Raw genomic sequence first — 25,883 nt, 5'->3', positions numbered from 1 at the left:
GTTTTATCTCTCAGGCTGTTATAGGTCTCTGGTTATAAAGCACTACCTGGGAGATGCATCTCTTTAACTTTCTCTAAAAATGCATAATGTGCAAACATCGGTTTACGTTCTAGGTAACGACGCAACAAGTCTAGTGCTGCCGTGCTGATCACTTTAACTTGATCATTGCGCTGATACTTTTTCGAGAGTTTATATAACGCTCCCCACTCGCCTGACGGTGTCGATAAAGCGACGGAAAAAACACCCTCTTCAATATCGCCAGTGACGAGTGATAAATCCGTCCCACACTTCTCTCGCGTCGCTCCTGCCAGAGCAAACGTTTCTGCTAATGGGTCTCCGCTGTTGCTCATCGCTTGAGTCTGGCTTGGTAGTACCCAACCATGTCCAAGTTGCCTTTCAGCTTTTTCATCACTATTTAACCAATAAGTTAAGTATCCACCACTGCTTTTTTCGGAAACCGACACGGTTAACTCTTTATCCACCAACAGCTGGCCGACATTTTCAACCATAGGTAAATCAATACTAACGGTATTGCTTTCAAGATGCTTATTGATCATCTGTACCAACTTCAAACGCTGTTCAAGCTGGTCAGAAGGGCCAAAGAGTTTCACTTCAATAAAAGGTAAGTAAGAGCGATAACCAAGCTCATACCCTTGAGGAAGTTTTAGCTGATCAAGCTTGTCCGAGATGCCGGATTCGGAAAGGCCGAACGTATAGATTCGACTACAACATGAACCTTGCACCTCTGGAAAAGCTCTTCTCAGATCAGGCAAAATTTGCGTCTCTGCCATAAGCTTAAATTCACTTGGCACACCCGGCGTAAAATAAAAAATGGCATCATTAATCAGCATCTTGAAACCACAGGCCGTGCCTATCGGGTTATCCAGAATCTCAGCCGTTTCTGGTAGCATGGCTTGTTTTAAGTTACTGTCTGGCATTGGGATGCCACGTCGAGCATACAAACTTTCTAGATGCTGCAACCACTCTTTGAAAAGCACGAGTTTACACTCAGCAGCTCTCGCTGCGGCGGCCGCACTCATATCATCGGTCGTTGGCCCTAAACCACCATTCACGATCACCACGTCATTGTTGAAGCTCAACATTAAAAACTCTTCAACCAAGCTCGACAGGCTATCACCAACCGTTGAGCGCTTTGTTAAGCCAAATCCATGTTGATAAAACAGGCTAGATAACCATGCCGCATTAGTATCAACAATATCACCGTGGAGCACTTCCTCACCGGTACTAAGCATTGCTATTTTCACAACTGACTCCTGAACATAAGCACAATCCTATTATTCGTTATAGTGCTTATTTTTCTTTTTATTTGGACGAATCTCGACGAGATATATTGGGACTAAATAAGGATCAAGTATTTAAATGGTTGATGTTTTGAGGGATAATTGCGAGCCCGATCATCACACCATCAACTCGGAGACCTTTGTGTCAAAATCATCCATGTTCAAGAAAACTCTAACTGGCCTTTGCTTGACTTCGTCAGCGCTTGCGCACGCAAGTCAGTACGATATGACCAGTCATACGGAGTTTTCTTACACACCTGATTGCTTGTCAGGTTACTGCGAAACGACGACTCTGTACACCTTCGAGTCTCAAAATCGCGGTCTTATGTTTGAACAGAATAATGATGATTCATTAAATCTTGATGCAGGGCTTCAGCCTAAACATCTCATTATCCCTCAAGATAAAGACTGGGATTACCTCATGGGTCAAACCTACACCATTCTTGGCCTGAGTATCGCAACCGTTGGTATGATGACTTTCCTTCCAGAAAGCATCACTAAGTGGGACGAAGAAGACCGAGACATGAGTAAGCTGGGTCAAAAATGGAAAGATAATGTCTCTGACGGGCCTGTTTGGGATCGTGATGAACATGTCCTCAACTACATCATGCATCCTTATTTTGGCGGCGTTTACTACACAGCCGCACGCCACGCTGGCTATAACGAGTTTCAGTCATTCTTGTACTCCGCAACCATGTCAACGTTCTTTTGGGAGTACGGAGTAGAAGCATTTGCAGAAGTGCCATCTTGGCAGGATATTTTTATCACTCCATTCTTTGGTGCTGTGGTTGGCGAAATGATGCTCACTGCTGAGCAAGATATTGTAGCAAACGGCGGCGAAGTCATGGGCTCTGAAACCGTCGGTGATGTATCACTCTTCTTCCTAAACCCTGTTGGGCATATCCATTATTGGGTAACCGATGCATGGGGCGGTAGTGCAGAACTACAATTTAATTCATCACCTTGGTTTGGTAACCAAGACGTCGCAAAATTCGCAATGGACGCAGGCGCCAACTACGATAGCCAATTTTACGGTGTCGAACTAAAAGTAACATTTTAGCCTTGACTTGAGTTGATACTCAGTAGAAAAGCAGCCTTATGATGGCTGCTTTTTTGTGCCCTAAACATCGTTTTAATTATTTGCTTCACGAATTAGTGTCAAAAATTGACTTTCATCAAACATAACCCTCTCCTAGCACCTAAACTAAATAAAAAGATTTATTCCAATAACTTAAGTAGCACGTTTATTCGTACTGCGTCCAAACCTTATTCCAGGAGGGGACATTATGAACACCGTATTTATTGTTAATTTTGTCGGACAAGCGTCACCCGCAACCATCAAAGAGCTCGCAGCAATTACTCATGAAAATGGCGGTAAATGGCTGATAAGCAAAGTAAACTTTATCGAAGATCAAGTTGCAGGTGTCATCAAAGTAGAGCTTCCAAGAGAAAATGCCGACATCGTTAAAGAGGCGTTCTCTTCATGTCAAACTCTTGTGGTTAGGTTCGTTGACTCGGATCCTCACTCGCATCGTGAAGACACTATCTTTCAGCTTCGCTTAGATGCCAACGATAGAGCAGGTATTGTGAATGAAATTACTCACGTTCTCGATAATCAAGGCATTTCAATTCTAGATATGGATTGCCAACGCGTATTCATTGCAGGCGGCGGTGGGGTAAGCTCCAGCTTATTCAGCGCAAAAATGGCGATTAAATTGCCTAGCGAGCTAGAGATTGAGGACGTGGCTAATGAGTTAGAATCTCTGAGTGAAGACACTCGTGTAATTGTAGAAAGCTAACTGCATACCTTTCACGCTTCCCCAATAAAAAAGAGCAGCAATTCAGCTGCTCTTTGTCGTTCTAATACTCGATACGTTTTATTTCACTGACCACTGAGATAGTGAACGTTTGAAATCAGAGTAGTCAAATTCATTCAGTTTTTGAATGTCACCATTCGAGCGTTCACAGTAAACCGAAGGCATACGTAGACCGTTGAACCAGTTCAGTTTCACCATGGTGTAACCTGCACTATCTAGAATGTGCAGACGCTGTCCGATCTCGAGAGGCTGTTCGAAGTTCGCCACGCAAAACTGGTCACCAGCTAAACAAGAGCACGATCCAATCACGTATTCATGTTCACCGTTTTCAGATGCTTCAAGAATGGACGCTGGCTCGTTGTAGATAAGCGTATCCAAACGGTGAGCTTCTGTTGCTGAATCGACAATCGCCGTCTTCTTCACGTTCTCCACAATATCAACCACTGTTACAACAAGATCGGTTGTCTTAGTGATGATCGCTTCACCCGGCTCTAGATACATTTGTACGCCGTGTTTCTCTGAGAATGCTTTAAGCGCTAAACCCAACTTCTCGATGTCGTACCCCGGCCATGTGAAGAACACGCCGCCACCCATGCTTACCCAGTCCAGCTTATCTAGGTACTCGCCAAACTGCTCTGAAATAGCATCGAGTAAGCCGATAAACGCATCCACGTCTTTGTTCTCACAGTTCATGTGGAACATTACGCCATCAATACCATCAAAAATTTCCGGTTTGATGTGATCAGCCTGAACACCAAGACGAGAGAATTGACGAGCTGGGTTTGCTAAGTCTTGCCCTGCGTAGCTCACACCTGGGTTTAGTCGCAAGCCAATCGATGCTTTACCTTCGACAATATGACGATAAGCCGCTAGCTGTGACTGAGAGTTAAAGATCATCTTGTCACAGATGTCCGCCACGTCGCGAACGTCATCTTCGCTGTAACCCACACTGTATGCGTGTGTCTCACCACCGAACGTTTCGTAGCCAAGCTTCACTTCAAACGGGCCAGAGCTGGTTGTTCCGTCTAGGTAAGGCTTGATGATGTCGAATACACCCCATGTTGAGAAGCACTTCAGTGCTAATACAAGCTTCACACCAGAGATGTCTTTTAGCTGTTTTGCTTTCTCTAGGTTCTCAATCAGCTTGTCTTCATTGATCATGAAGTATGGCGTTTTTAGTTCGTTTTGTTGCATTTTGATACCTTACGTCCCTTCGCCTTAGCAAAGGCACTATAAAATCGAACAAAGCCGACGCAAGTGCATCGGCTTAAACGTACAAATAAGAGTCGCTAAATTCTTACTTCAATTTATGGATAACAGGTTGTCCTGGCTCCAGTTCTTGAACATGCCAATCTAGACCAATCGATGGCATGGTTTCTAGGAATGGGTCTGGATCTAGCTGCTCCATGTTGAACACGCCTTTGTCTGCCCACTTACCACGGAAAAACTGCAAAGCCGCGGTGATCGCAGGTACGCCAGTGGTGTATGAGATAGCTTGGTGTTCAACATCTTCGTATGCAACTTCGTGATCTGCGTTGTTGTAGATAAATACGCTGCGATCTTTACCGTCTTTCTTACCTTGTACCCAAGTACCGATACACGTTAAGCCTGTGTAACCTGGTGCGAGAGATGTTGGGTCCGGCAGTAGCGCTTTCAATACGTGTAGAGGTTGGACTACCGTGCCGTCGTGCAGCGTCAGTGGGTCTGGGCTGAGTAGACCAATATCGCGCATTACGTTGAAATAGTTCAGGTAACGGTCACCGAACCCCATCCAAAACTCAATGCGTTTCGCCGGGATGAACTCTTGCATAGATCGAACTTCGTCGTGCGCCATTGAGTACACTTTATGTGAACCACAGTTCGGGAATTCAAACTCAAGCATACGTGAGTGACAAGGTACTTGTTTCCACTCGCCGTTTTCCCAGTAGAAGGAATCACCTTGAATCTCAAGCATGTTCGTTTCTGGGTCAAAGTTAGTTGCGAACTTCTTACCGTGGTCACCTGCGTTTACATCCATTACGTCGATAGTATCGATTTCATCGAACAGATGTTTCACCGCGTATGCAGCAAACACCGATACTACGCCCGGATCGAAACCGGCACCAAGAATACCTGTGATACCCGCCTCTTCAAACTTCTCACGGTAGCCCCACTGCCAATCGTAAGCTTGAGGTACTTGTTGGCCTTCAGAGCACAAATCAACCGCAACAGATGTATCAAGGTATGACACTTTAGCTTGGTAACATGCTTCCATAATAGACATGTTCACCCAAGGAGGACCCGCGTTGATCACTAAGTCAGGCTGCACTTCTTTAATTAAAGCAACTAAAGAATCTACGTCGTCCGCGTTTACCGCACGAGCTTCTAGTTTCTTAGTTGAATCTTTCAGATTGTTTTTCTTCTGAATCGATTCGATGATTTTCTCACACTTACCTACGGTACGTGATGCGATTGTGATATCACCCAGAACGTCGTTGTTTTGTGCTGCTTTATGTGCAACTACCCAGCCAACGCCGCCTGCACCAATCTGTAGAATTGCCATAGTTTTCCGTTACCTTTGTTAAACTAGCTCTGCCGCTAGCGTATTGATTTTTGAGAGCAAAGATTCAAAGTCCGCCGTCGTCAGACACGGGTTCAAAATCGTAAATTTAAGCGCAGTTTTATCGTCGACAATGGTTTCACCCAATACCGCGATACCGCGTGTTAACGCTTCTAAGCGCAACGTTTTGTTCAGTTCGTCAAGATCCGCTGATTCATGTGTCGCGCGGAACAGAACCGTAGATAGCGATGGTTCAGCCAACAACTCAAAGTGTTTGTTATCTCGAATCATGTCCGCAACTTCAAGCGTCTGATCAAGCAAATGATCGTACATATCGCCTAGGGCTTTTGGCCCCACGCTTTGCATCGTCATAAACACTTTGAGCGCATCAAAACGCTTAGTTGTAGCAATAGACTTATCCACCAAGTTCGGTAGTTCGTCGTGTTCGCGGTTCAAGTAGTCTGCGTGATGAAGCAGGAATTTAAAGTTAGACTTGTCATTCACCAACAGCGCGCCACAACTGATGGTTTGGTAAAACAACTTGTGGAAGTCTACGCTGATGGAGTGTGCACGCTCACAACCTTTCAGACGGGCTTTTTGGCTACTTAGAATCAGAGCTCCACCGTATGCACCGTCGACGTGCATCCACATGTCATGTTTCGCTGCCATATCGGCGATAAAGTCTAGGTCATCAATAGCACCGTGATCCGTTGTGCCCGCTGTGCCGACAATTGCAAATGGGATCAAACCTTCTGCTTTTGCCTGATTTAGAACTTCGTCTAACTTAGTGACATCCATCGTTCCATCGGCATTAGCATCGACGGTCATAACCGCTTTTTCACCCAACCCCATCCAAGACGCTGATTTTTGAACCGTGAAGTGGGATTTTTTCGAACATACAATACGCAGCTTGTCTGCGTATTCAGGAAGGCCAAGCTTTTGAATTGAGTGCGCACTGAGTTTGTCAGCAATCCAATCACGCGCAAGCATCAAACCCATTTGATTACTTTGCGTGCCGCCGCTCGTGAAGATACCGTCTGCTTTTTCACCTAACTCGTATTTATCGCATAGCCAGTTCACAACTTTCTGTTCAACATAAGTCGCTGATGAAGCTTGATCCCATGAGTCCATTGATTGGTTCAAAGCCGCAATCATTGCCTCTGCGGCAATAGCAGGCATCAACGGTGGAGTATGAAGGTGAGCGATACAATCTGGATGTTGAGTAAAAATCGCGTTTTTCGCGACCAACTCGGCTGCATCATCAATAACCGTTTTGAGAGGCGCATTTTTATTGTCAAGATCAACAGCATGGATCGCTGCTTCCAATGCTTTTGGATCCATACCTGAGTATGGTGCAGCAACCTGTTCAAACACTGATTTCATTGCTGTCGTAGTGTGATTCATCACCGAAGCAAACTCATTGCTGCCCAACTCTCCAGTGTGGATGAAATGCTTCTTCCATTCATCTTGTGGCTGAGTTTCGATGTGACTACCGCCTGCTGCTAAAATCGCGTCTTCAAATACACGTAAAGCAAAGTCGATTTGCTCAAACGAGATGATAAGAGGAGGAAGGAAGCGAATTACTGCACCTTCACGTCCGCCTTTCTCAACGATCAAGCCACGCTCAAGTGCTGCGCGTTGAATGGAAAGAGTGAGTTCACTATCCGCTTGAGGTTCGCCAAATTTATTGAGCTCACCGTTTGGATTTTTAATCTCCACACCAAGCATCAAACCTTTGCCACGTACTTCTGCGATACAGTTCACGCGCTTTTGAATGCTTTCAAGACCATAGCGCAAATACTGGCCCGCAATATTGGCATGCTCAGCCAGATTGTCACGCTGGATGATTTCTAATGCTTTCGCACCAGAGACCATGGCTAACTGATTGCCACGAAACGTACCTGTGTGTTCGCCCGGCTTCCAAGTATCATGCTGCTTGTTGATAACCAATAGCGACATTGGTAAGCCACCGCCAATAGCTTTTGATAAACACAGGATATCTGGAACAATGCCCGACTCTTCAAATGCGAAATTGTAGCCAGTTTTACCAACACCACACTGGATCTCATCGAAGATCAGTAAGATACCGTGTTCATCACAAATACGACGTAACTCTCGCAGCCAGAATGCTGGCGCAGGAACAACACCACCCTCACCTTGCACTGGCTCAACGATGATCGCAGCAGGCTTCATAATGCCCGATTCATCATCGTTTAAAAGACGATCGATATAGCGAATACTTGCTTTCGCACCTTCATCACCGCCAAGCCCAAATGGACAACGCAGATTGTATGGGAAAGGCATAAAGTGCACGTCTGACATTAAACCAGTTCGACGCGCTTTCGTACCTAGGTTGCCCATCATTCCCATTGTGCCGTTAGTCATACCATGATATGCGCCACGAAAAGCAAACATGGTGTTGCGACCAGTAGTCTGCTTCGCGAGCTTGATCGCGGCTTCAACTGCATCGGCTCCAGACGGACCACAAAATTGGATAACGCTGTTCTCACTTAACTCTTGAGGAAGAAAAGATTTAACAGATTGAATAAACGTCGTTTTTGCTGATGTTGCAATATCTAGCGTCTGATATGGCAGACCCGAATCTAATTGCTCTTTCAGAGCTTGGTTGATTTCAGGATGGTTATACCCCAAAGCTAGAGTGCCCGCCCCCGCAAGGCAGTCTAAAAAGATCTGTCCACGTGTATCTTCAACCAAGCAACCAAAAGCTTGTTTGATTGCGATTGGCAAGCGACGTGGATAAGAACGTACTTCAGATTCATGCTCAGCCTGATCAATCAATACTTGATCTGGCGTTAAGTCATACGTTCCCTCGACGATAGGAACCTGAGACGAAAAAATGTTTGCGATATTGCTATCGACTTCAAAGGCAGTGCTCATACTACATAATCCCTTGAATTATAATAATTCTATATCCTGTATTAATAATCATTGGAATGAAGTTACAGGAGGTGTGTATACCCCTCCGCATTTGTCAGTGCAAAATGACAAATACAGATCATTTGCCACGATACTCGTGACTTTATATGTAAAAGGGATTAATCAAGGTTCCGTAATGCACCCGTTTTGTAAAACAGGACATTTCGGCAGTATGAAGCTGATTAGTGTGTGTTTATTCAAAGGTTTCAATGTTGGGTTTCCCATTAATATGCCGCTTTTACAGCATTAGTATCCCGTCTATCGACAAAAGGCTTTGCCGATACCTACCCTACGCAGTGTCACAATCAGCTTGAATGGTCACTACGCGTATCCCCCAGAGATCAAACGTTGTTAATTACGCTCCGAGATTGCGCGCGAATTTATCACAAAATAAAATCTTCTGGCAACGATTTTTCATATTAGTAACAGTGACGCAAATCACAACAAAGTTCCCCCTAGTGATATTTGTACATTCATACTCATCTACAACGCTTTTCTTCTTTTCTCAAATACCTGTTATTTAAACAAATATCCTTACAATATCAGCGCCATGAACCAAAACGGTTTATGAACATACCACTCTTTAATCGTAGAACATTATTTTCAGTATCCAAGGCATTTAACAGAGCTAGTATTTACGTTACTGCTCAGCCTAAATCGATGAGTCTTTATTCACAGAACTTTGATTGACTAAACTTAAACTAGTCGGATAGGTATGGCCATGAAGTGACGTTGCTATGGCTAAAATTAACAAGGAGTTAAGTTAGTAAGCTGAAGGAGCTCAGTGCTTAAAGAAATACATCGCGAAGAAGAAATTTAAGATTTTAAGAAATACAAAAAAGGCCCAGCATTTTTATGCTGGGCCTTAAACCTGGAGCGACACACGAGGTTCGAACTCGTGACCTCAACCTTGGCAAGGTTGCGCTCTACCAACTGAGCTAGTGTCGCATTTAATATGAGATGGTGCCCCGGGCCGGACTTGAACCGGCACAACGCGAACGTCGAGGGATTTTAAATCCCTTGTGTCTACCAATTCCACCACCAGGGCACACAAATATTCTTTGTGATGCCTTTACAGAAAAGTAAAACACCATCTGATACCGCTAACGCCATATCAATAAAATTTGGAGCGACACACGAGGTTCGAACTCGTGACCTCAACCTTGGCAAGGTTGCGCTCTACCAACTGAGCTAGTGTCGCATTTATTCTCGAAAGCTATTCACTCTCAAAAGAATAATGGAGGCGCCTCCCGGAGTCGAACCGAGGTCCACGGATTTGCAATCCGCTGCATAGCCACTCTGCCAAGGCGCCTAATCTGTGAATAAAGCTAAGCTTTTTTCACCACCCTACTGAGCTGTGCTCTCTTGGGTACGGGATGCATTCTACGGATTCGAGCGATCGAGTCAATACTATTTTTATTTTTTTAAATCGTTTGACTAGAATTTGTGCGAAAGACGGTGGATTGCTTAGTTTTAATACTAAAAATCGCTTAAATACACTTGTTTATCATAAAGCTTTGGCTACGCCTTACACTGATGGCCGTGCGTTACGTGTATTGAAGCGTTAATAATCAGGAGGCTCGCTTCTCTGAGACTCTCCAAGGGCGAAAACAAGACTTAGATCACATATGGAACTCTATCGAAGCAAAAGCCCCAGATACAAATTTCAAGCATGACTGTTAGCAAGCATTGAAAAACGTGAGAAGCAAAGAAATGCTGTAGATTATCTTAGATACAAAAAAGCAGGCTATTAAGCCTGCTTTCTAATATCAGAATTTAATGATGCTCTTCATTCAACAGATCGTCTTTCGCAGCTGCTAAATATTGAATCATTGACCAGTACGTCAAGAAAGTTGCCACATACAATGCTGCAAAGCCTAGCCAAACCATCCATTCATCGTAACGCCATATCAACACCCATAAGGCGAACATTTGCGAAACAGTTTTTACTTTGCCAACCCAAGATACCGCAACACTGGCTCGCTTACCGATTTCAGCCATCCATTCTCGCAATGCTGAGATAATGATTTCTCGCGCGATCATCGTTACCGCAGGAATGGTCACCCAAATTGAATGGTAATGTTCCGTGATTAAAATCAATGCCGTTGCCACTAGCACTTTATCAGCAACAGGATCAATAAACGCACCAAAACGAGAAGTTTGGCCAAGTTTACGGGCCAACATACCGTCAAGCCAGTCAGTAAAACCCGCTACCCAAAACACCATTGCTGCTGCAAACGGTGCCCATGAATAAGGTAGATAAAAGACAACCACAAAAACAGGGATTAGGAACAGTCTAAGAAGAGACAGAATGTTCGGGATATTCAAACGCATTTTATTATTCTCTTACACATTGCGGCTTAATGTTGCGCGATTTTCCTTATTGTTTCAATGCTTGGAAAATAATTTCTGCTAAAGAGTGACTTATTCCCGGTACTTTGGCGATTTCTTCGACACTTGCACGTTTAAGTTCTTGTAACCCACCCATGTACTTGAGTAACGCCTGACGTCGTTTAGGGCCAATTCCCTCAATCCCTTCAAGTGCACTCGTACGTCTGGTTTTACCTCGCTTAGCACGATGCCCCGCTATAGCATGGTTATGGCTTTCATCACGAATATGTTGAATAAGGTGCAGCGCTGGAGCATCGCTTGGTAAATGAAACTCGTCCCCATCGACTGTAATCAGCGTTTCTAAGCCTGGTTTGCGAGTGACCCCTTTCGCAATACCAATCATGATGGGACGCTTTGGCCAATCACCCCAATATTGCGAAATAATATCATGCGCACGATTTAACTGACCTTTACCACCATCGATAAAGATGATGTCGGGAATTTTCTCTACGTCCAATTGCTTCGAATAACGGCGCTCCAACGCTTGTCCCATTGCAGCGTAATCGTCACCACCGGTAATCCCAGTGATGTTATAGCGACGATACTCCTGCTTAACGGGGCCTTCATTGTTGAACACCACACACGATGCAATCGTACTTTCCCCCATGGTATGGGAGATATCAAAACACTCCATTCGAGCAATAGACTCCAACTTCAATGTTTCGCGAAGCGCATGAAAACGCTGATTAATCGTCATCTTGTGATTGATTTTGGTGGTAATCGCCGTTAGTGCATTCGTGTTCGAAAGCTTGAGATACCTTGCTCGAGAGCCAGTTGGCGAGGTATGGAAATGAACCTTACGACCTGCCACTTCACTTAACGCTTTCTGTATTGGCGCAATATCTTCTGCCAACTCTTGATTCAAAATAATACGAGAAGGAATTGTACGTGCTTCGTTATGGCTCAAATAGTATTGAGTCAGAAAACTATCGAACACTTCCTGCTGGCTTGTATTTTGTGGGATTTTCGGAAAATGGCTACGGCTACCAAGCACTTTGCCTTGGCGTATCATCAGGATATGGATACACGCGATACCATTCTCCTGAGCAAACCCGAGTACATCCATATCATCCATGCTGTCTTCTGAGACGTACTGCTGCTCTTGAACACGTCTAATCGCTTGAATTTGATCGCGGAATTTAGCGGCATCTTCAAAGCGCAATTGCTGACTGGCAACTTCCATTTTCTCGATCAGTTGTTTGAGTACTTGCTGGTCTTTGCCTTGCAAAAACATGCGCACAAAGCCAACCAACTCTGCGTATTCTTCATCAGAAATGATGGTATCAACGCATGGCCCTGCACAACGGCCAATTTGGTACATCAAACATGGGCGCGTTCGGTTGGAATAGACAGTGTCTTCACACTGGCGCACAGGTAATATCTTTTGCAGCAAATGCAATGTTTCTCTTACTGCACCAGAATCTGGGTAGGGGCCAAAATATTCACCTTTGCGCTTCTTGGCGCCACGGTGGATAGAAAGCCGTGGGTGCTTATGACCGCTAATAAAGATATAAGGGTAAGACTTATCATCTCGCAGCAAAACATTGTATTTCGGTAAATACTGCTTGATGTAGTTATGCTCTAAGATGAGCGCTTCTGTCTCAGTGTGAGTCACTGTGACGTCTATTTTTGCGATATTACTGACAAGCGCGCGAGTTTTCTCACTGTCTACTTTTTTTCGAAAGTAGCTTGAAAGGCGCTTTTTTAGATCTTTGGCTTTACCTACGTAGATTACAACAGCTTCGGCGTTGTACATTCTGTAAACGCCGGGCTGATGAGTTACTGTCTTGAGAAAGGAAGCCGAATCGAAGGGAGGATTCACGCTAAAGGGTCTCGGTGTCCAGCATTCCGTGGCGAATCGCTAAGTGAGTTAACTCAACGTCACCATTAATGTCCAATTTACTAAAGAGTCGGTAGCGATAGCTGTTGACTGTCTTTGGACTTAAATTAAGTTGCTCAGAAATATCCGTTACCTTTTGGCCTTTGGTGATCATAAGCATGATCTGCAATTCACGTTCGGATAAGTCTTTAAAAGGGTTCTCAGAGGCTGGAGAAAATTGACTCAATGCCATCTGCTGCGCAATCTCTGGTGAGATGTAACGCTGCCCACTATTAACTACACGAATCGCATTCACCATTTCATCAGGGCCAGCACCTTTGGTTAAATAACCAGACGCACCTGCCTGCATCACCTTGGTTGGAAACGGGTTTTCTGTATGAACGGTAAGTACGATGATTTTCACATCAGGATTCACGCGAAGAATTTTTTTAGTGGCTTCCAAGCCACCAATTCCTGGCATGTTCATGTCCATTAAAACGACGTCAGCATGATTACTGCGACACCATTTTACTGCATCTTCACCGCTGTCAGCTTCTCCTGCTACGTTCATTCCACGGACGTCTTCAATAATACGTCGTATCCCTGTGCGAACCAGCTCGTGATCATCTACAAGGAAAACATTTATCAAACTTGTATCTCCACACTTTGTATTGGTTCTGCACCCACATAACCATTATTTGTTAAATGTGGATATCAGTATGACTGCCTATATACTAACGTAATCGACAAAAAATTGCTTTCTATGAATATGTGCTGAAACGCAAACTTTAGCAAGAACTTATTCATAAACCACTCTATTATTTCAGAGCGTGATGAGCAGAACCGAAATCTAAGAAAAGACAATTAACAACATTAAGTACAATAAATCAAGTAACTAGGTTTCATATTGCCCAGAGAAACACGCTATAACTTAAAATGACACTGTCCCTCTTGCACCAGAGGCTAACTGGTAATCACTAATTCCAGCAAAAATTTGAACCGTTTTCTTTACTGGTTATTTTTACAGTTCTTAATGTTAAACTAGCGTTCTTCAAGTTTTCTAAGGTTTCTCACATTTGAATATCCAACAAGGCTTTCTGCTTACTCGACAGGCACGAGACATCAAAGGTCAAACTCAAATCGAGCTGTGGCTTTCGACAGAAGCAGGTCCTACTCTGTTAATTATTAATGGTGAGAAGCCAGTATTTTTCATCGCTCAGAAACATTCAGAGCAAGCAAAAACACTCGCGCGAGAAAAAAACATACCCGTCGACATCCGCCTTTTGGATCTCAAAACGTTTGAACATACGCCTCTTTCTGCATGCTATACCAACGTAACCAGAGACGCTCTCACACTTAAAGACACGTTCGCTCAAAATGATATCACTACGTACGAAAGTGATATTCGCCTCGCCGATCGCTACCTCATGGAGCGTTTTATTAAAGGCAGTATTGAGTTTACAGGCAATGTGACTCGTACCAATGGCTACCAACGCGTCCAGAACGCAAAATGCCGTACGGGGCAATATGAGCCGAAGTTAAACGTTGTCTCGTTAGATCTAGAATGCTCTGAGAAAGGCATTCTTTACTCCATCGGATTAGACAGCGTCATGGATTCCCGCGTTATCATGATCGGAGAACCAGAACCTTCGGATACACCGATACAATGGGTCCAGGATGAAAAGGCGCTTCTAGAAGCACTCATCGATTGGTTTAAACAATTCGACCCCGATGTCATTGTCGGTTGGAACGTCATTGATTTTGACTTTCGCCTGCTACACAAACGAGCAGAATGGCACAACATGAAGCTAATGCTTGGCAGAGCAGAGCAAGCCAGCTTTTTTAGAAGTTCATCTCAAAGCCAACAAGGGTTTATCTCCATTCCCGGGCGAGTTGTGATGGATGGTATCGATACGTTAAAAACGGCTACTTATCACTTTCGGTCTTGGTCATTAGAGTCTGTATCTCAAGAACTCTTGGGGGAAGGTAAAGAAATCCACAACGTTCATGACCGTATGGATGAGATCAATCGTATGTACCGCTCCGACAAACCATCGCTGGCTAAATATAACTTACAAGACTGCGTGTTGGTGAACAAGATTTTCAATCACACTCACCTGCTCGACTTTGCAATTGAACGCTCTCGCCTCACTGGTGTAGAACTGGATCGTGTCGGTGGCTCGGTAGCGGCATTCACTAATTTATACATGCCGCAAATACACCGCGCAGGCTATGTTGCCCCGAACCTACACCCAGAAAATTGGATTGCGAGCCCCGGCGGTTACGTGATGGACTCCATCCCTAACCTATATGATTCCGTTTTAGTGTTGGACTTTAAGAGTCTATACCCATCGATTATTCGCTCTTTCTTGATTGATCCTATGGGTTTGGTTGAGGGGTTATTACTCGATATTGGTAAAGAAGATGAGCAGGCAGTACCTGGCTTTCGCGGTGGTCAGTTCCATCGTACGAAACACTTTTTACCAGAAATGATTGAAAAGCTTTGGGCGGCACGTGATGTCGCGAAAAAGAACAATGAAAAAGCTTTTTCTCAGGCAATCAAAATCATCATGAACTCCTTTTATGGCGTACTGGGCTCATCGGGATGTCGTTTCTTTGATACTCGGTTAGCTTCTAGTATTACCATGCGCGGACATGAGATCATGAAGCAAACTAAAGTGCTGATTGAGGAACAAGGCTATCAAGTGATTTACGGCGATACGGATTCCACATTTGTGTCGTTGAATCGACCATACAGTCAAGTAGAAGCCGACGCTGTTGGAAATCAATTAGTTGATTACATCAACTCTTGGTGGCAAGAACATCTGCGCTCTGAGTACAACCTAACATCTATGTTGGAAATTGAATATGAAACCCACTATCGCAGATTCCTTATGCCAACAATTCGTGGCGCAGAAACTGGCTCGAAAAAGCGCTATGCGGGTTTAATCGGTGAAGGAGAGCAAGAGCGGATTGTATTTAAAGGGTTAGAAAGTGCCCGTACTGACTGGACCTCGTTAGCACAGAAATTTCAAAATACGCTCTATAGAATGATTTTTCATGGTGAAGACCCAAGCGACTATGTCCGAGAGATGGTTGAGAAAACTAACAACGGTGAATTTGATGAACAGTTAGTGTATCAAAAGCGACTGCGCAGAAAACTGCATGAGTATCAGAAGAACGTCCCGCCACAAGTGCGTGCAGCTCGTTTAGCGGATGAGATAAATGCCAAGCTTGGACGCCCATTACAGTATCAAAACAAAGGACGAATTGAATACATTATAACCGTGAACGGTCCTGAACCTTATGAGTACCTCAATAGCCCGATTGATTATCAACATTACATTGATAAACAACTCAAACCCGTTGCAGATGCAATTCTCCCTTTCATTGGGACGGATTTTGACAGGCTTTCAGCACCTCAAATGGGGTTGTTTTAACCGATACGAAACTCTGTTTTCTGGTACTGTTTGACTAACCAATCACCAAACGCATCAATTAGCCCGATAACAGAACGCTTGGGAATACCCCGGCCAGAAAGTAAAATTTCTAGCCGCTCGATCTCAAGCTGCTTTTCAGGATGATAAGTTAAGAATACCTTGCCACATTGTATAGGGTCATCAAACCAACGTTTATCTCGATACATCACCAAAGAGTATGACGCCCTTAGTAGCTTTTTAGCAATCACGCGTTGAGCGACCACCTGCTCTTCTATCGTCTTCGCTTGGACGATTTTTTTGCGATACACCGTAATCCAATCTTCCACATCCATATTCCAGTGCTTAGCAATTTCCCAACTTGGAACGTAATCACCAAAACAGTCTGCCAGATCATCACCATAGACACAGACACAGCAATGCTTAAGCATAAAGCCCCAAGTGAAAATGCTATCTAAGTTAGCCACTTCACTCACTAACGCTGTGCGGACCGATACGCCACTAACTTGAGGATGACTTTGCTGCGCGCGCCACTTAATCGTGTTGAGTAAAGTCGCGCGATTGTGCTCAAAGGATGATTGAGTAACGACAACCAGGTCTAAGTTCGACCTTCCTGCGACCGCTGTTTTGCGAGCGACGCTACCATACACATACACGCTGTGTAAGTTTTGCCCCAGTCCACCTTTGAGACAAGCGGTAACTTCCCTAATTAAAGGCGCAAACTCTGGTTGAAATGGTTGTTTAGGATCGATAACAGGCAGAGACATGACTTAAAACGTGTTCTCAGATGGTTCAAGAAGTTGGACTATATGTTCTCTTAGCCGACTCACTGAATCAAGTCCATTCAGGTGTTTACTCATGGGAGTAACAACAAATTTCTGCAATGAATTTTAATGCTAGGTGGCTAACTTAGCGCTATAATCACCGAGTTTTGCTTAATAAGTATGAATAGGAATATACAATGCCAAAGGCAAGTGAAATCAAAAAAGGCTTCGCAATCGAGTCTAATGGTAAAACTCTTCTAGTTAAAGACATCGAAGTAACGACTCCTGGCGGTCGTGGCGGCGCTAAAATCTACAAAATGCGTTGTACAGATCTAAACACGGGCGCACGTGTAGATGAGCGTTACAAGTCTGATGACGTTGTTGAAACGGTAGAAATGAACAAACGTGCAGTTGTGTACTCATACGCTGACGGCGATGAGCACATCTTCATGGATAACGAAGACTACTCACAATACACATTCAAGCACAATGAAGTTGAAGACGACATGCTGTTCATCAACGAAGATACACAAGGTATCCACATTATCCTTGTTAACGGTGCTGCTGTGGGTATTGAACTACCATCTTCTGTTGAGCTAGTGATTGAAGAAACAGACCCCTCAATCAAAGGTGCTTCTGCATCTGCTCGTACTAAACCAGCACGCTTCGCTTCAGGTCTTGTCATCCAGGTTCCTGAGTACATAGCAACTGGTGACCGTGTTATCATTAACACAGCTGAACGTAAATACATGAGCCGAGCATAAGCATGTCTGATTTGATTTCTTACGACGACGTCATCGACGCAGCGTACGACATTTTCCTTGAGATGGCTCCAGATAACCTAGAGCCTGCTGACGTGATTCTGTTTACTGCGCAATTTGAAGATCGTGGTGCCGCAGAACTTGTTGAAACTAGTGATGACTGGGTTGAACATGTTGGCTTCGAGATCGACAAAGAAGTATATGCAGAGGTTCGTATCGGCCTAGTAAATGAGGAAAATGACGTTCTTGATGACGTATTTGCTCGTATGCTAATCAGCCGAGACCCTGAACATAAGTTCTGCCATATGCTTTGGAAACGCGATTAACGTTTCTTCATCATGATAAAAAATACCAGCCTAGCGCTGGTATTTTTTTATCTGCTGTTTTTGTTTAGCTGCGATATTTGTTTATCCAAACACCCTTCTCTATATCGGCTTTAGATCCTTTCGCTATGTAACAGATAAGAAAAAGGCTTGCCAAGTTGGCAAGCCTTTCTGATGTTTTGCTATCGATTAACGATGCTTGTTACGTGCACCTTGATCACCAGCGGTCTTCTTCGGCTTACGACGAGAAGGGTTGTTGCTGCGACCTTTTGGCGTGTTAACACGCTCTTCATGGCGCTTAACTGCGCGACGAATTTTTTGGCTGCGTGCACGCTCACGTTTGCGTGACGTGTTGTCTTTGTTCAGATCAAGCATGGTTTCTTTCTCTGGACGAAGCTCTACAAGCTCACGCAAGTAGTTTACTTCTTTCAGGTCAAGCTCCATCCAACCGCCACGAGGCAGTTTCTTGTCTAAGAAAATGTCGCCGTAACGAACACGTTTCAGACGACTAACGGTACACTCTTGCGATTCCCATAGTCGACGAACTTCGCGGTTACGACCTTCGTTGATAACAACGTAAAACGTGTGGTTCATGCCTTCACCACCCGCGTAAACAACATCTTCAAAGCGAGCTAAACCGTCTTCCAGTTCAACACCTTTTACTAGATTACGAACTTTCTGTTCAGTTACTTCACCGAACACACGTACTAGGTATTCACGTTCAACTTGGCGGCTTGGGTGCATTAAGCGGTTCGCCAGTTCACCATCCGTTGTGAAAAGCAGAAGACCAGAAGTGTTCGCATCCAGACGACCAACTGAAATCCAACGAGAGCCACGAATTTTTGGCAGACGATCAAAAACAGTACGACGACCTTCTGGATCGTGACGAGTACACAGTTCACCCTCGGGTTTGTAGTACGCAAGTACACGACAAATCACTTCTTCTTGAATCTTTGCAGAGACAATGTGACCATCGATACGAACTACGCTGCTCTCGTCTTCAAGTCTTTCACCAAGCTTAGCGACTACACCGTTCACGCTAACGCGACCAGATTTAATTAACGATTCAATCTCACGACGAGAACCGTGACCAGCACGTGCTAATACTTTTTGTAACTTTTCGCTCATTTATCTACCTATGTGTCGTCTTCACAGACGTCTAGACCAGGATTGGTCTGTATTTTGCTAATTACCCATTTCAGTGGGATTTTTCGGTCCGACATTATACGTAACTTTCTCAGTTAATGTAAGCTAAATCGGCGCTATTCTCCACACCAAAAATTCACTTTAAAACGTCGAAAATATTTATTCTATTCTGCAACTTTTTTCCTACTTAATGCTGATATCGCCCAGCGAGAATCCCACTAATATCGGTCTTCCCGAGCCACTTTAACCGTGCAGTACCTGATAAAATTGTCAGGGTTACAACGATAACCATTTGGGGTGTGTTTACTGTTCGTATTGCTTTAAAAGCAACGAAGAATAAGCCGTCCCTGTTTGCTGCTAAGTAATACCAATCATCGTGAATAAATGAGCGCTCATAGCAAGACAAGAAGCATCGGTAAGTCACTATTTACTATTAAAAATGACACTAACGTTATCGTGTATTTTAACTAGCTAGATTGGCTCTGCATTCTCGACGATTGGCATAAATCAGACAAAAAGGAATAGAACAATGTCTATGCTAAACCTAGACCTAAATTGGATTTTTGGGACATCTCAAGATGACGATATGACCGGTACAAAAGGGGCTGAAACAACCGATATTTTCTTCGGCTTCTGTGGTGATGATAAGTTCGTAGGATACGGAGGCAATGATGTTGTCTTCGGGGGCTGGGGAGACGATACCTTGCTCGGTGGCCGAGGAAACGACTTTGTTTCTGGCGGCTTTGGCAACGACTTCCTATCGGGCGGATTAGGAAATGACAAGCTTTTTGGTGGCTGTGGCGATGATACAATTTTTGATTACTCAGGCAACAACTACTTGAGTGGTGGTTGGGGTAACGACACGCTCGTCGTTGGCGATGGTGAATCAGTACTGAGCGGCGGCTGTGGAGACGACACTTTTGTGCTTACAAACCGCCTGGCTATTGGCGTACCCGATCAACCTGTATCTTCCAACGATATTGATATTAAAGCCGATATTGTCGATTTTAATATTTTTCATGACAAACTTGTCTTCGATATGGGCAGAGACACCGACAATGATGGCATTCGAGATACGTTCTTGGATTCAGCGGATGATCTGACTTTATCTTATAATGAGTGTGGCTGGGCAGTATTCTCTAGTGATGAATACAATGTCGAAGTAACATTAAACGGCGTGAGCTCTGCATACATCAACTATGCTGAACAAAATGGTATCGACATTTTCGATTTCGCTTAATCTCAAACAGTTAAGTTCAATGAGATATTCGATATGACAACTAAAATAGGAGGCGCGATGCCTCCTATTTTGTTTGACGGTGGTGTACGTCTATTAATCGAATTATTCGAATGGTGCCGGGTCACCTGATCCCAAACGCACCACAACAGGTTCACCTTCGCTAAAGTCAATGACGGTCGTAGGCTGTTCACCTAAGTAACCGCCATTAAGAATCACATCAACCGCATGTTCTAGTTTATCGCGAATATCTTCCGGATCAGACTCTGTTACGTCACTGCCAGGTAGGATCAACGACGTAGACATCATCGGTTCACCTAATGCTTCCAACAAATCCAAGGCAATTTGATTGTCTGGAACACGGATACCGATGGTCTTACGTTTTGCATTCATCAAACGACGCGGCACTTCTTTCGTGCCTTTGAAGATGAAGGTGTAAGGACCTGGTGTGTTGTTTTTCAGTAGTCGGAATGCAGAGTTATCTACTCGCGCATATAGAGAAAGCTCCGACAAATCACGACACAATAAAGTAAAGTTATGCTTATCATCCAGACGACGGATCTGACAGATTCGTTCCAGTGCCTGTTTGTTCTCCAACTGACAGCCAAGTGCGTACCCTGAATCGGTAGGGTACACCACAACGCCGCCGTTACGAATGATTGCTACTGCTTGATTAATCAAGCGAGCCTGTGGGTTTTCTGGGTGAACGTAAAAAAACTGGCTCATTGTAATTCCTCATTATCGAGCCTCTCGGCTCTATATTCTTATGTGGAGCTTGAATGCCGCCTTGTTGTGTTTTATCAAGTGACTTCAAGATTCAACGTGTTGTTCAGTTCCAACGACAAGGAAAGCCACATTAATACCCAATATACACTTTCCAGTTATTTGATGCTGAAACCCACGCTTTGAGGTTACTTTGATATATCCAACGAAGGATCAATACCCCAATCTTTCCAAACTGGTTCGACGCCTGCGGGCAACCAAAGGTTCCTTCCTAGCTCCATCCAAGGGGATGGGTAGTGAAAATCACTGCCTTGAGACGCTAATAGTTTGTACTGTATAGCATAATCAGCCAAGTTGCGCCTTTCTTGTTGCGCTTGCTGCGGCTGTGCAACTTCCATCGCATCGCCGTTTGCTTCTACAAACGCTGCTAGAAGACGCTTAATCCACTTCGCTGTCAACTTATATCTTCCAGGATGCGCTAATACCGCCAAACCACCAGCAGCATGGATAGCATCAACCGCATCTTTCATCGAGCACCAATTCGGTGGTACATAACCTGGGTTATTACGTGTTAGGTATTTTTTAAACACCATTTGCATGGTTTTTGCGTAACCATTATCCACCAACCATTTCGCGAAGTGCGCTCTCGTAACAGGCGCATCACCGGCGATCTGCCTTACCTCTTCGAGCACACCTTCCCGAGTTGCTTTTTGTAGTCGCTCTGCAATTAACTCAGATCGTGTTATGCGATGCTGCTTCTGCTGTTCTATAAGGGCAGATAATTGTTCATTTTCCGGATCGATATTCAGGCCGACAATATGAATGTCTTTGTTTTGCCAGACAGTCGATATCTCAATGCCGTTGATGATTTTGATCGGTAAATTATTGTCTTGAACGTGTTGCTTGGCTAACGCCAAACCGTCAACCGTATCGTGATCAGTGATCGCCAAAACCTCTATATCAAAACTCAGCGCCCTTTCCACTAAATCTTTAGGCTCTAACCGACCGTCCGATGCAGTGGTGTGACTATGTAAATCAATTCTCATATTTTTATCGTTTTAATGCTGTTTTGGGGTTGACTTTTTACTCTCGCACTAGTTAACTAGTACACAAATACAAAGTGCGTAATTTAAGGTTCACCATGTTACAAGAATTTAACCAAAACCAAAAAGCGAAAGTTGCGGTTTGTCTTAATAAGACAAACTCATCAGATCTTGCTTGGTGGCGCACTTGGACTAGTTCTTGGTGGGCAAACGTATACTTCTAGTTTATAGAACCAAACGTTGTAAAGCCCGCTACTTAAGCGGGCTTTTTTGTTTTGTTGCTCATTTCACATTCAACTGCCTAAACATTAATCGAATATGGCTAACTCTAGATTGGGAGAACGTTTGCTTTATGCGACTATGTACGGCAGGAAGATTTAGACAGCTACAAGGAGGTCTTGTGAATAAGGCCATAGAAATCAAGAAACTTGGATGCCTAGAAGTATTAAAGACTTCGGTTCCTTACACTCAAGACCCAACACGTTTGTTCCATACCATTTGTGAGAACAAAAGAGATAGCTTGCTTCTCGAATCCGCTGAAATTGATTCGAAACAGAATCTAAAATCACTTTTAATCGTAGATTCAGCGGTGCGCATCGTTTGTTACGGCCACACTGTTAGCATGCACGCCTTGACCAACAACGGTAAAAACCTACTGTCTCACCTAAACCAGAACATCCGTGGTGACGTTGAAAGTAAGTTCGATGGCGAAACGCTGACTTTGGAGTTTAGCCAGCCATGCGACACGTTAGATGAGGACTCTCGACTACGTGAAGCTTCTTCTTTTGACGCACTACGTTTAGTGCAACACAGCTTCGATATTTCACAGCAAGACAAACACGCTATTTTCCTTGGCGGTCTGTTTGCCTACGACTTAGTCGCAAACTTCGAGCCGCTTGGTAATGCAGAAGCAACCAATCAATGTCCAGATTACGTTTTCTACGTCGCCGAAACACTGCTGGTTGTCGACCATCAAACGGAATCTTGCCAGCTTCAAGCGACGTTGTTTGTTGACGGTTCAGAGAAAACAGCGTTAGAGACTCGTATTGCAGAAATCTGTGCTCAATGTGCAGCACCAAAACTGTTGCCAAGCGCTGAGCAAATAGCTGACGTGACGGTTGAACCAAGCGTATCTGATGATGACTTCTGCCAAATCGTTCGCGACTTGAAAGAGTTCGTAGTGAAAGGCGATGTATTCCAAGTTGTACCATCTCGCCGATTCACTCTACCTTGCCCCTCTCCACTCGCTGCTTACAAAGAACTGAAACAAAGTAACCCAAGCCCTTACATGTTCTACATGCAAGATGAGCTGTTCACTTTGTTTGGCGCATCACCAGAAAGCGCGCTTAAGTACGAAACCGACACCAACCAAATTGAAATCTACCCAATTGCAGGCACACGTCGCCGTGGTAAACGCCCTAATGGAGAGATCGATTTCGACCTAGATAGCCGCATCGAACTTGAACTGCGCACCGACATGAAAGAAAACGCAGAACACATGATGTTGGTTGACTTAGCACGTAACGACGTCGCTCGTATTGCTCGAGCTGGCACTCGCCACGTAGCAGACCTACTAAAAGTCGACCGCTACAGCCACGTAATGCACTTAGTATCTCGTGTGGTTGGTCAACTGCGTGAAGACCTAGACGCCCTGCACGCATACCAAGCTTGTATGAACATGGGCACGCTCACTGGCGCACCAAAGATTCGTGCGATGCAGTTGATTCGCGATGTAGAAGGCGCACGACGCGGCAGCTACGGCGGTGCTGTGGGCTACCTAACTGGTGAAGGTACACTCGACACATGTATCGTAATTCGCTCAGCTTACGTTGAGAACGGTATTGCTCAAGTTCAAGCAGGCGCAGGCGTGGTGTTCGACTCTGATCCACAAGCGGAAGCAGACGAAACGCGCGGCAAAGCACAAGCGGTAATCTCTGCTATTCAAGCAGCGCATTCTCAACCTACGAACAAGGAGTAGCAGACATGGCGAACATCGTATTCATCGATAACTTTGACTCGTTCACCTACAACCTTGTGGATCAGTTCCGCTCGCTAGGCCACTCAGTCAAGATTTACCGAAACAACATCCCAGCAGAAACCATCGAACAAGCGGTAAACGAGCTTGAAAACCCAGTGGTTCTGCTATCGCCGGGCCCTGGTGCACCGTCAGAGGCAGGCTCAATGCCAGAACTTATCCTACGCATGAAAGGCAAAGTTCCGATGATCGGTATTTGTCTTGGTCACCAAGCGATTGTTGAAGCATACGGCGGCACCGTCGCTGGCGCGGGTGAAATCATTCACGGTAAGGTGTCTATGATGGAGCACCAAAACCATGCGATTTACCAAAACCTACCATCACCACTTGCGATTGCACGTTACCACTCGCTGGTTGCGACCAAAGTTCCTGAGAGTCTAACCATCACGGCAGAAGTGGATGACTTGGTGATGTCTGTTGTACATGAAGAAGATAAAGTTTGCGGGTTCCAGTTCCACCCGGAATCTATTATGACGACCTACGGAGCAACACTGTTGGCCAATGCCATTGAATGGGCACTTGAAGAACAAACTTCAGTGAACCCACTCACTGCTTAAAAAGCACTGGCACATAAGAAATTTAGGAGAGGAAATATGGAAGCAATCATCAACCCTATTATTACCAAACTGTACGAGCAAGAATCTCTTACTCAAGAAGAGAGCCAACAGCTGTTCGACGTCATCATCCGTGGTGAACTAGACCCAATTTTAATGGCATCAGCACTGACTGCACTAAAAATCAAAGGCGAAACACCGGATGAAATTGCGGGTGCGGCAAAAGCACTGCTGGCAAACGCAAACCCATTTCCTCGCCCAGATTACGATTTCGCAGATATCGTAGGTACTGGTGGAGACGGTCACAACACCATCAATATTTCAACCACCGCGGCATTTGTTGCTGCAGCATGTGGTCTAAAAGTAGCAAAACACGGCAACCGCAGCGTTTCAAGCAAATCGGGTTCTTCTGACCTTCTTGATTCATTTGGTATCAACCTAGCCATGAGCGCAGAAGATACGCGCAAAGCGGTCGACGATATCGGTGTTGCTTTCCTATTTGCACCTCAATACCACGGTGGTGTGCGCCATGCGATGCCTGTGCGTCAAACTATGAAAACACGCACCATCTTTAACATTCTTGGTCCGCTGATTAACCCAGCTCGTCCAAACATCGAATTGATGGGTGTTTACAGTGAAGAACTGGTTCGTCCTATCGCGGAAACCATGCTACAAATGGGTATGAAGCGCGCCGCAGTGGTACACGGAAGTGGTTTGGACGAAGTCGCGATTCATGGCGAAACAACGGTTGCAGAAATCAAAGACGGCAAGATCACTGAGTACACGCTAACACCAGCAGACTTCGGTCTAGAAGCGCACCCGTTAGAAGCAATCAAAGGTGGCGATCCTGAAGAAAACAAAGCGATCATTACCAATATTCTGACAGGTAAAGGTACAGACGCACAATTGGGCGCAGTGGCGGTGAACGTTGCGCTGCTAATGCGTCTATTCGGCCACGAAGATTTAAAAGCCAACACGCAACAAGCGATTGAGGCAATGAATTCAGGCAAGGCGTACCAATTGGTACAACAACTTGCCGCACACGCTTAAGGAATT

The 25,883-nt window shown here is 44.7% G+C and carries 21 protein-coding genes, 4 tRNA genes and 1 other annotated feature; of the genes, 10 read left to right on the top strand and 15 right to left on the bottom strand.

The annotated features are described in order from the left end of the window. Positions 1-32 precede the first annotated feature (32 nt). On the bottom strand, positions 33-1,265 hold the full coding sequence (locus OO778_RS06230; RefSeq protein WP_170902993.1) for a CinA family nicotinamide mononucleotide deamidase-related protein: 1,233 nt from the start codon (positions 1,263-1,265) through the stop codon (positions 33-35). A gap of 193 nt (positions 1,266-1,458) precedes the next feature. On the opposite strand from OO778_RS06230, the gene OO778_RS06225 reads away from it, so the two are divergent. Continuing rightward, entirely contained in the window at positions 1,459-2,361 is a 903-nt protein-coding gene (locus tag OO778_RS06225; protein WP_031780425.1) for a DUF3943 domain-containing protein, read from the top strand. 226 nt (positions 2,362-2,587) lie between these two features. Further along, positions 2,588-3,100: an ACT domain-containing protein gene (locus tag OO778_RS06220; RefSeq protein WP_005394795.1), complete on the top strand. Its 513-nt coding sequence runs from the start codon at positions 2,588-2,590 to the stop codon at positions 3,098-3,100. Between the two features lie 78 nt (positions 3,101-3,178). Here the strand turns inward: OO778_RS06220 and nspC are convergent, their stop codons facing one another. From nspC to uvrY, 10 genes are all read right to left on the bottom strand, one after another. Next, complete coding sequence (gene nspC, locus OO778_RS06215) at positions 3,179-4,312, bottom strand: carboxynorspermidine decarboxylase (RefSeq protein WP_005394797.1); 1,134 nt, start codon at positions 4,310-4,312, stop codon at positions 3,179-3,181. 103 nt (positions 4,313-4,415) lie between these two features. Then, on the bottom strand, positions 4,416-5,660 hold the full coding sequence (locus OO778_RS06210; RefSeq protein WP_005394799.1) for a carboxynorspermidine synthase: 1,245 nt from the start codon (positions 5,658-5,660) through the stop codon (positions 4,416-4,418). A gap of 18 nt (positions 5,661-5,678) precedes the next feature. Further along, entirely contained in the window at positions 5,679-8,555 is a 2,877-nt protein-coding gene (locus OO778_RS06205; protein WP_264911046.1) for a pyridoxal phosphate-dependent class III aminotransferase, read from the bottom strand. A gap of 911 nt (positions 8,556-9,466) precedes the next feature. Then, positions 9,467-9,542: transfer RNA gene (locus OO778_RS06200), tRNA-Gly, on the bottom strand. 13 nt (positions 9,543-9,555) lie between these two features. Next, positions 9,556-9,642, bottom strand: a tRNA-Leu gene (locus tag OO778_RS06195). 77 nt (positions 9,643-9,719) lie between these two features. Then, positions 9,720-9,795: transfer RNA gene (locus OO778_RS06190), tRNA-Gly, on the bottom strand. Between the two features lie 37 nt (positions 9,796-9,832). Further along, positions 9,833-9,906 (bottom strand) — tRNA-Cys (locus OO778_RS06185). A 464-nt stretch (positions 9,907-10,370) separates the two neighbouring features. Further along, complete coding sequence (gene pgsA / locus OO778_RS06180; protein ID WP_005394805.1) at positions 10,371-10,928, bottom strand: CDP-diacylglycerol--glycerol-3-phosphate 3-phosphatidyltransferase; 558 nt, start codon at positions 10,926-10,928, stop codon at positions 10,371-10,373. Between the two features lie 46 nt (positions 10,929-10,974). After that, positions 10,975-12,807 (bottom strand): excinuclease ABC subunit UvrC, encoded by a 1,833-nt coding sequence (uvrC, locus tag OO778_RS06175; protein WP_074191534.1) that lies wholly within the window; start codon positions 12,805-12,807, stop codon positions 10,975-10,977. Between the two features lies 1 nt (position 12,808). After that, complete coding sequence (gene uvrY, locus OO778_RS06170; RefSeq protein ID WP_005386783.1) at positions 12,809-13,453, bottom strand: UvrY/SirA/GacA family response regulator transcription factor; 645 nt, start codon at positions 13,451-13,453, stop codon at positions 12,809-12,811. A gap of 427 nt (positions 13,454-13,880) precedes the next feature. On the opposite strand from uvrY, the gene OO778_RS06165 reads away from it, so the two are divergent. Beyond that, positions 13,881-16,244: a DNA polymerase II gene (locus OO778_RS06165; protein WP_074191535.1), complete on the top strand. Its 2,364-nt coding sequence runs from the start codon at positions 13,881-13,883 to the stop codon at positions 16,242-16,244. Here OO778_RS06165 and OO778_RS06160 read toward each other — a convergent pair. Continuing rightward, positions 16,241-17,008 (bottom strand): nucleotidyltransferase, encoded by a 768-nt coding sequence (locus OO778_RS06160; RefSeq protein WP_074191536.1) that lies wholly within the window; start codon positions 17,006-17,008, stop codon positions 16,241-16,243. The genes OO778_RS06165 and OO778_RS06160 overlap by 4 nt on opposite strands. Positions 17,009-17,202: 194 nt before the next feature. Between OO778_RS06160 and yeiP the strand changes: the two genes are divergently transcribed. Both yeiP and OO778_RS06150 read left to right on the top strand, forming a co-directional pair. Beyond that, a complete protein-coding gene (gene yeiP / locus OO778_RS06155; protein ID WP_005376801.1) occupies positions 17,203-17,769 on the top strand; it encodes an elongation factor P-like protein YeiP in 567 nt (188 codons plus the stop codon). 2 nt (positions 17,770-17,771) lie between these two features. Next, a complete protein-coding gene (locus OO778_RS06150) occupies positions 17,772-18,092 on the top strand; it encodes an HI1450 family dsDNA-mimic protein (protein WP_074191537.1) in 321 nt (106 codons plus the stop codon). 186 nt (positions 18,093-18,278) lie between these two features. Here OO778_RS06150 and rluB read toward each other — a convergent pair whose 3' ends face one another. Beyond that, positions 18,279-19,217: a 23S rRNA pseudouridine(2605) synthase RluB gene (gene rluB / locus OO778_RS06145; protein ID WP_005376798.1), complete on the bottom strand. Its 939-nt coding sequence runs from the start codon at positions 19,215-19,217 to the stop codon at positions 18,279-18,281. Positions 19,218-19,764: 547 nt separating this feature from the next. On the opposite strand from rluB, the gene OO778_RS06140 reads away from it, so the two are divergent. Next, positions 19,765-20,475 carry a calcium-binding protein gene (locus OO778_RS06140; RefSeq protein WP_074191538.1) on the top strand — a complete coding sequence of 237 codons (711 nt, stop codon included), beginning with the start codon at positions 19,765-19,767 and terminating at the stop codon, positions 20,473-20,475. A 102-nt stretch (positions 20,476-20,577) separates the two neighbouring features. On the opposite strand, the gene OO778_RS06135 is transcribed toward OO778_RS06140, so the two are convergent. Both OO778_RS06135 and OO778_RS06130 read right to left on the bottom strand, forming a co-directional pair. Next, positions 20,578-21,198, bottom strand: a complete 621-nt coding sequence (locus OO778_RS06135; RefSeq protein WP_005376791.1) for an L-threonylcarbamoyladenylate synthase — start codon at positions 21,196-21,198, stop codon at positions 20,578-20,580. 185 nt (positions 21,199-21,383) lie between these two features. Then, positions 21,384-22,241, bottom strand: coding sequence for a PHP domain-containing protein (locus OO778_RS06130; RefSeq protein WP_005394817.1), 858 nt, complete (start codon positions 22,239-22,241; stop codon positions 21,384-21,386). 95 nt (positions 22,242-22,336) lie between these two features. On the opposite strand from OO778_RS06130, the gene OO778_RS06125 reads away from it, so the two are divergent. From OO778_RS06125 to trpD, 4 genes are all read left to right on the top strand, one after another. After that, on the top strand, positions 22,337-22,462 hold the full coding sequence (locus OO778_RS06125) for a trp operon leader peptide (protein ID WP_005394819.1): 126 nt from the start codon (positions 22,337-22,339) through the stop codon (positions 22,460-22,462). Next, positions 22,409-22,512: a sequence feature (Trp leader region), on the top strand. Its footprint overlaps the gene before it by 54 nt. Positions 22,513-22,638: 126 nt before the next feature. Beyond that, positions 22,639-24,216: an anthranilate synthase component 1 gene (locus OO778_RS06120; protein ID WP_074191539.1), complete on the top strand. Its 1,578-nt coding sequence runs from the start codon at positions 22,639-22,641 to the stop codon at positions 24,214-24,216. Positions 24,217-24,221: 5 nt separating this feature from the next. Next, entirely contained in the window at positions 24,222-24,830 is a 609-nt protein-coding gene (locus OO778_RS06115) for an aminodeoxychorismate/anthranilate synthase component II (protein WP_074191540.1), read from the top strand. 36 nt (positions 24,831-24,866) lie between these two features. Beyond that, positions 24,867-25,877 (top strand): anthranilate phosphoribosyltransferase, encoded by a 1,011-nt coding sequence (gene trpD, locus OO778_RS06110; RefSeq protein ID WP_074191541.1) that lies wholly within the window; start codon positions 24,867-24,869, stop codon positions 25,875-25,877. Positions 25,878-25,883 lie beyond the last annotated feature (6 nt).

It is taken from the genome of Vibrio sp. STUT-A16 (assembly GCF_026000495.1).
Classification (GTDB): Bacteria; Pseudomonadota; Gammaproteobacteria; order Enterobacterales; family Vibrionaceae; genus Vibrio; species Vibrio diabolicus.
This window is presented reverse-complemented; position numbering and strand designations above follow the sequence as displayed.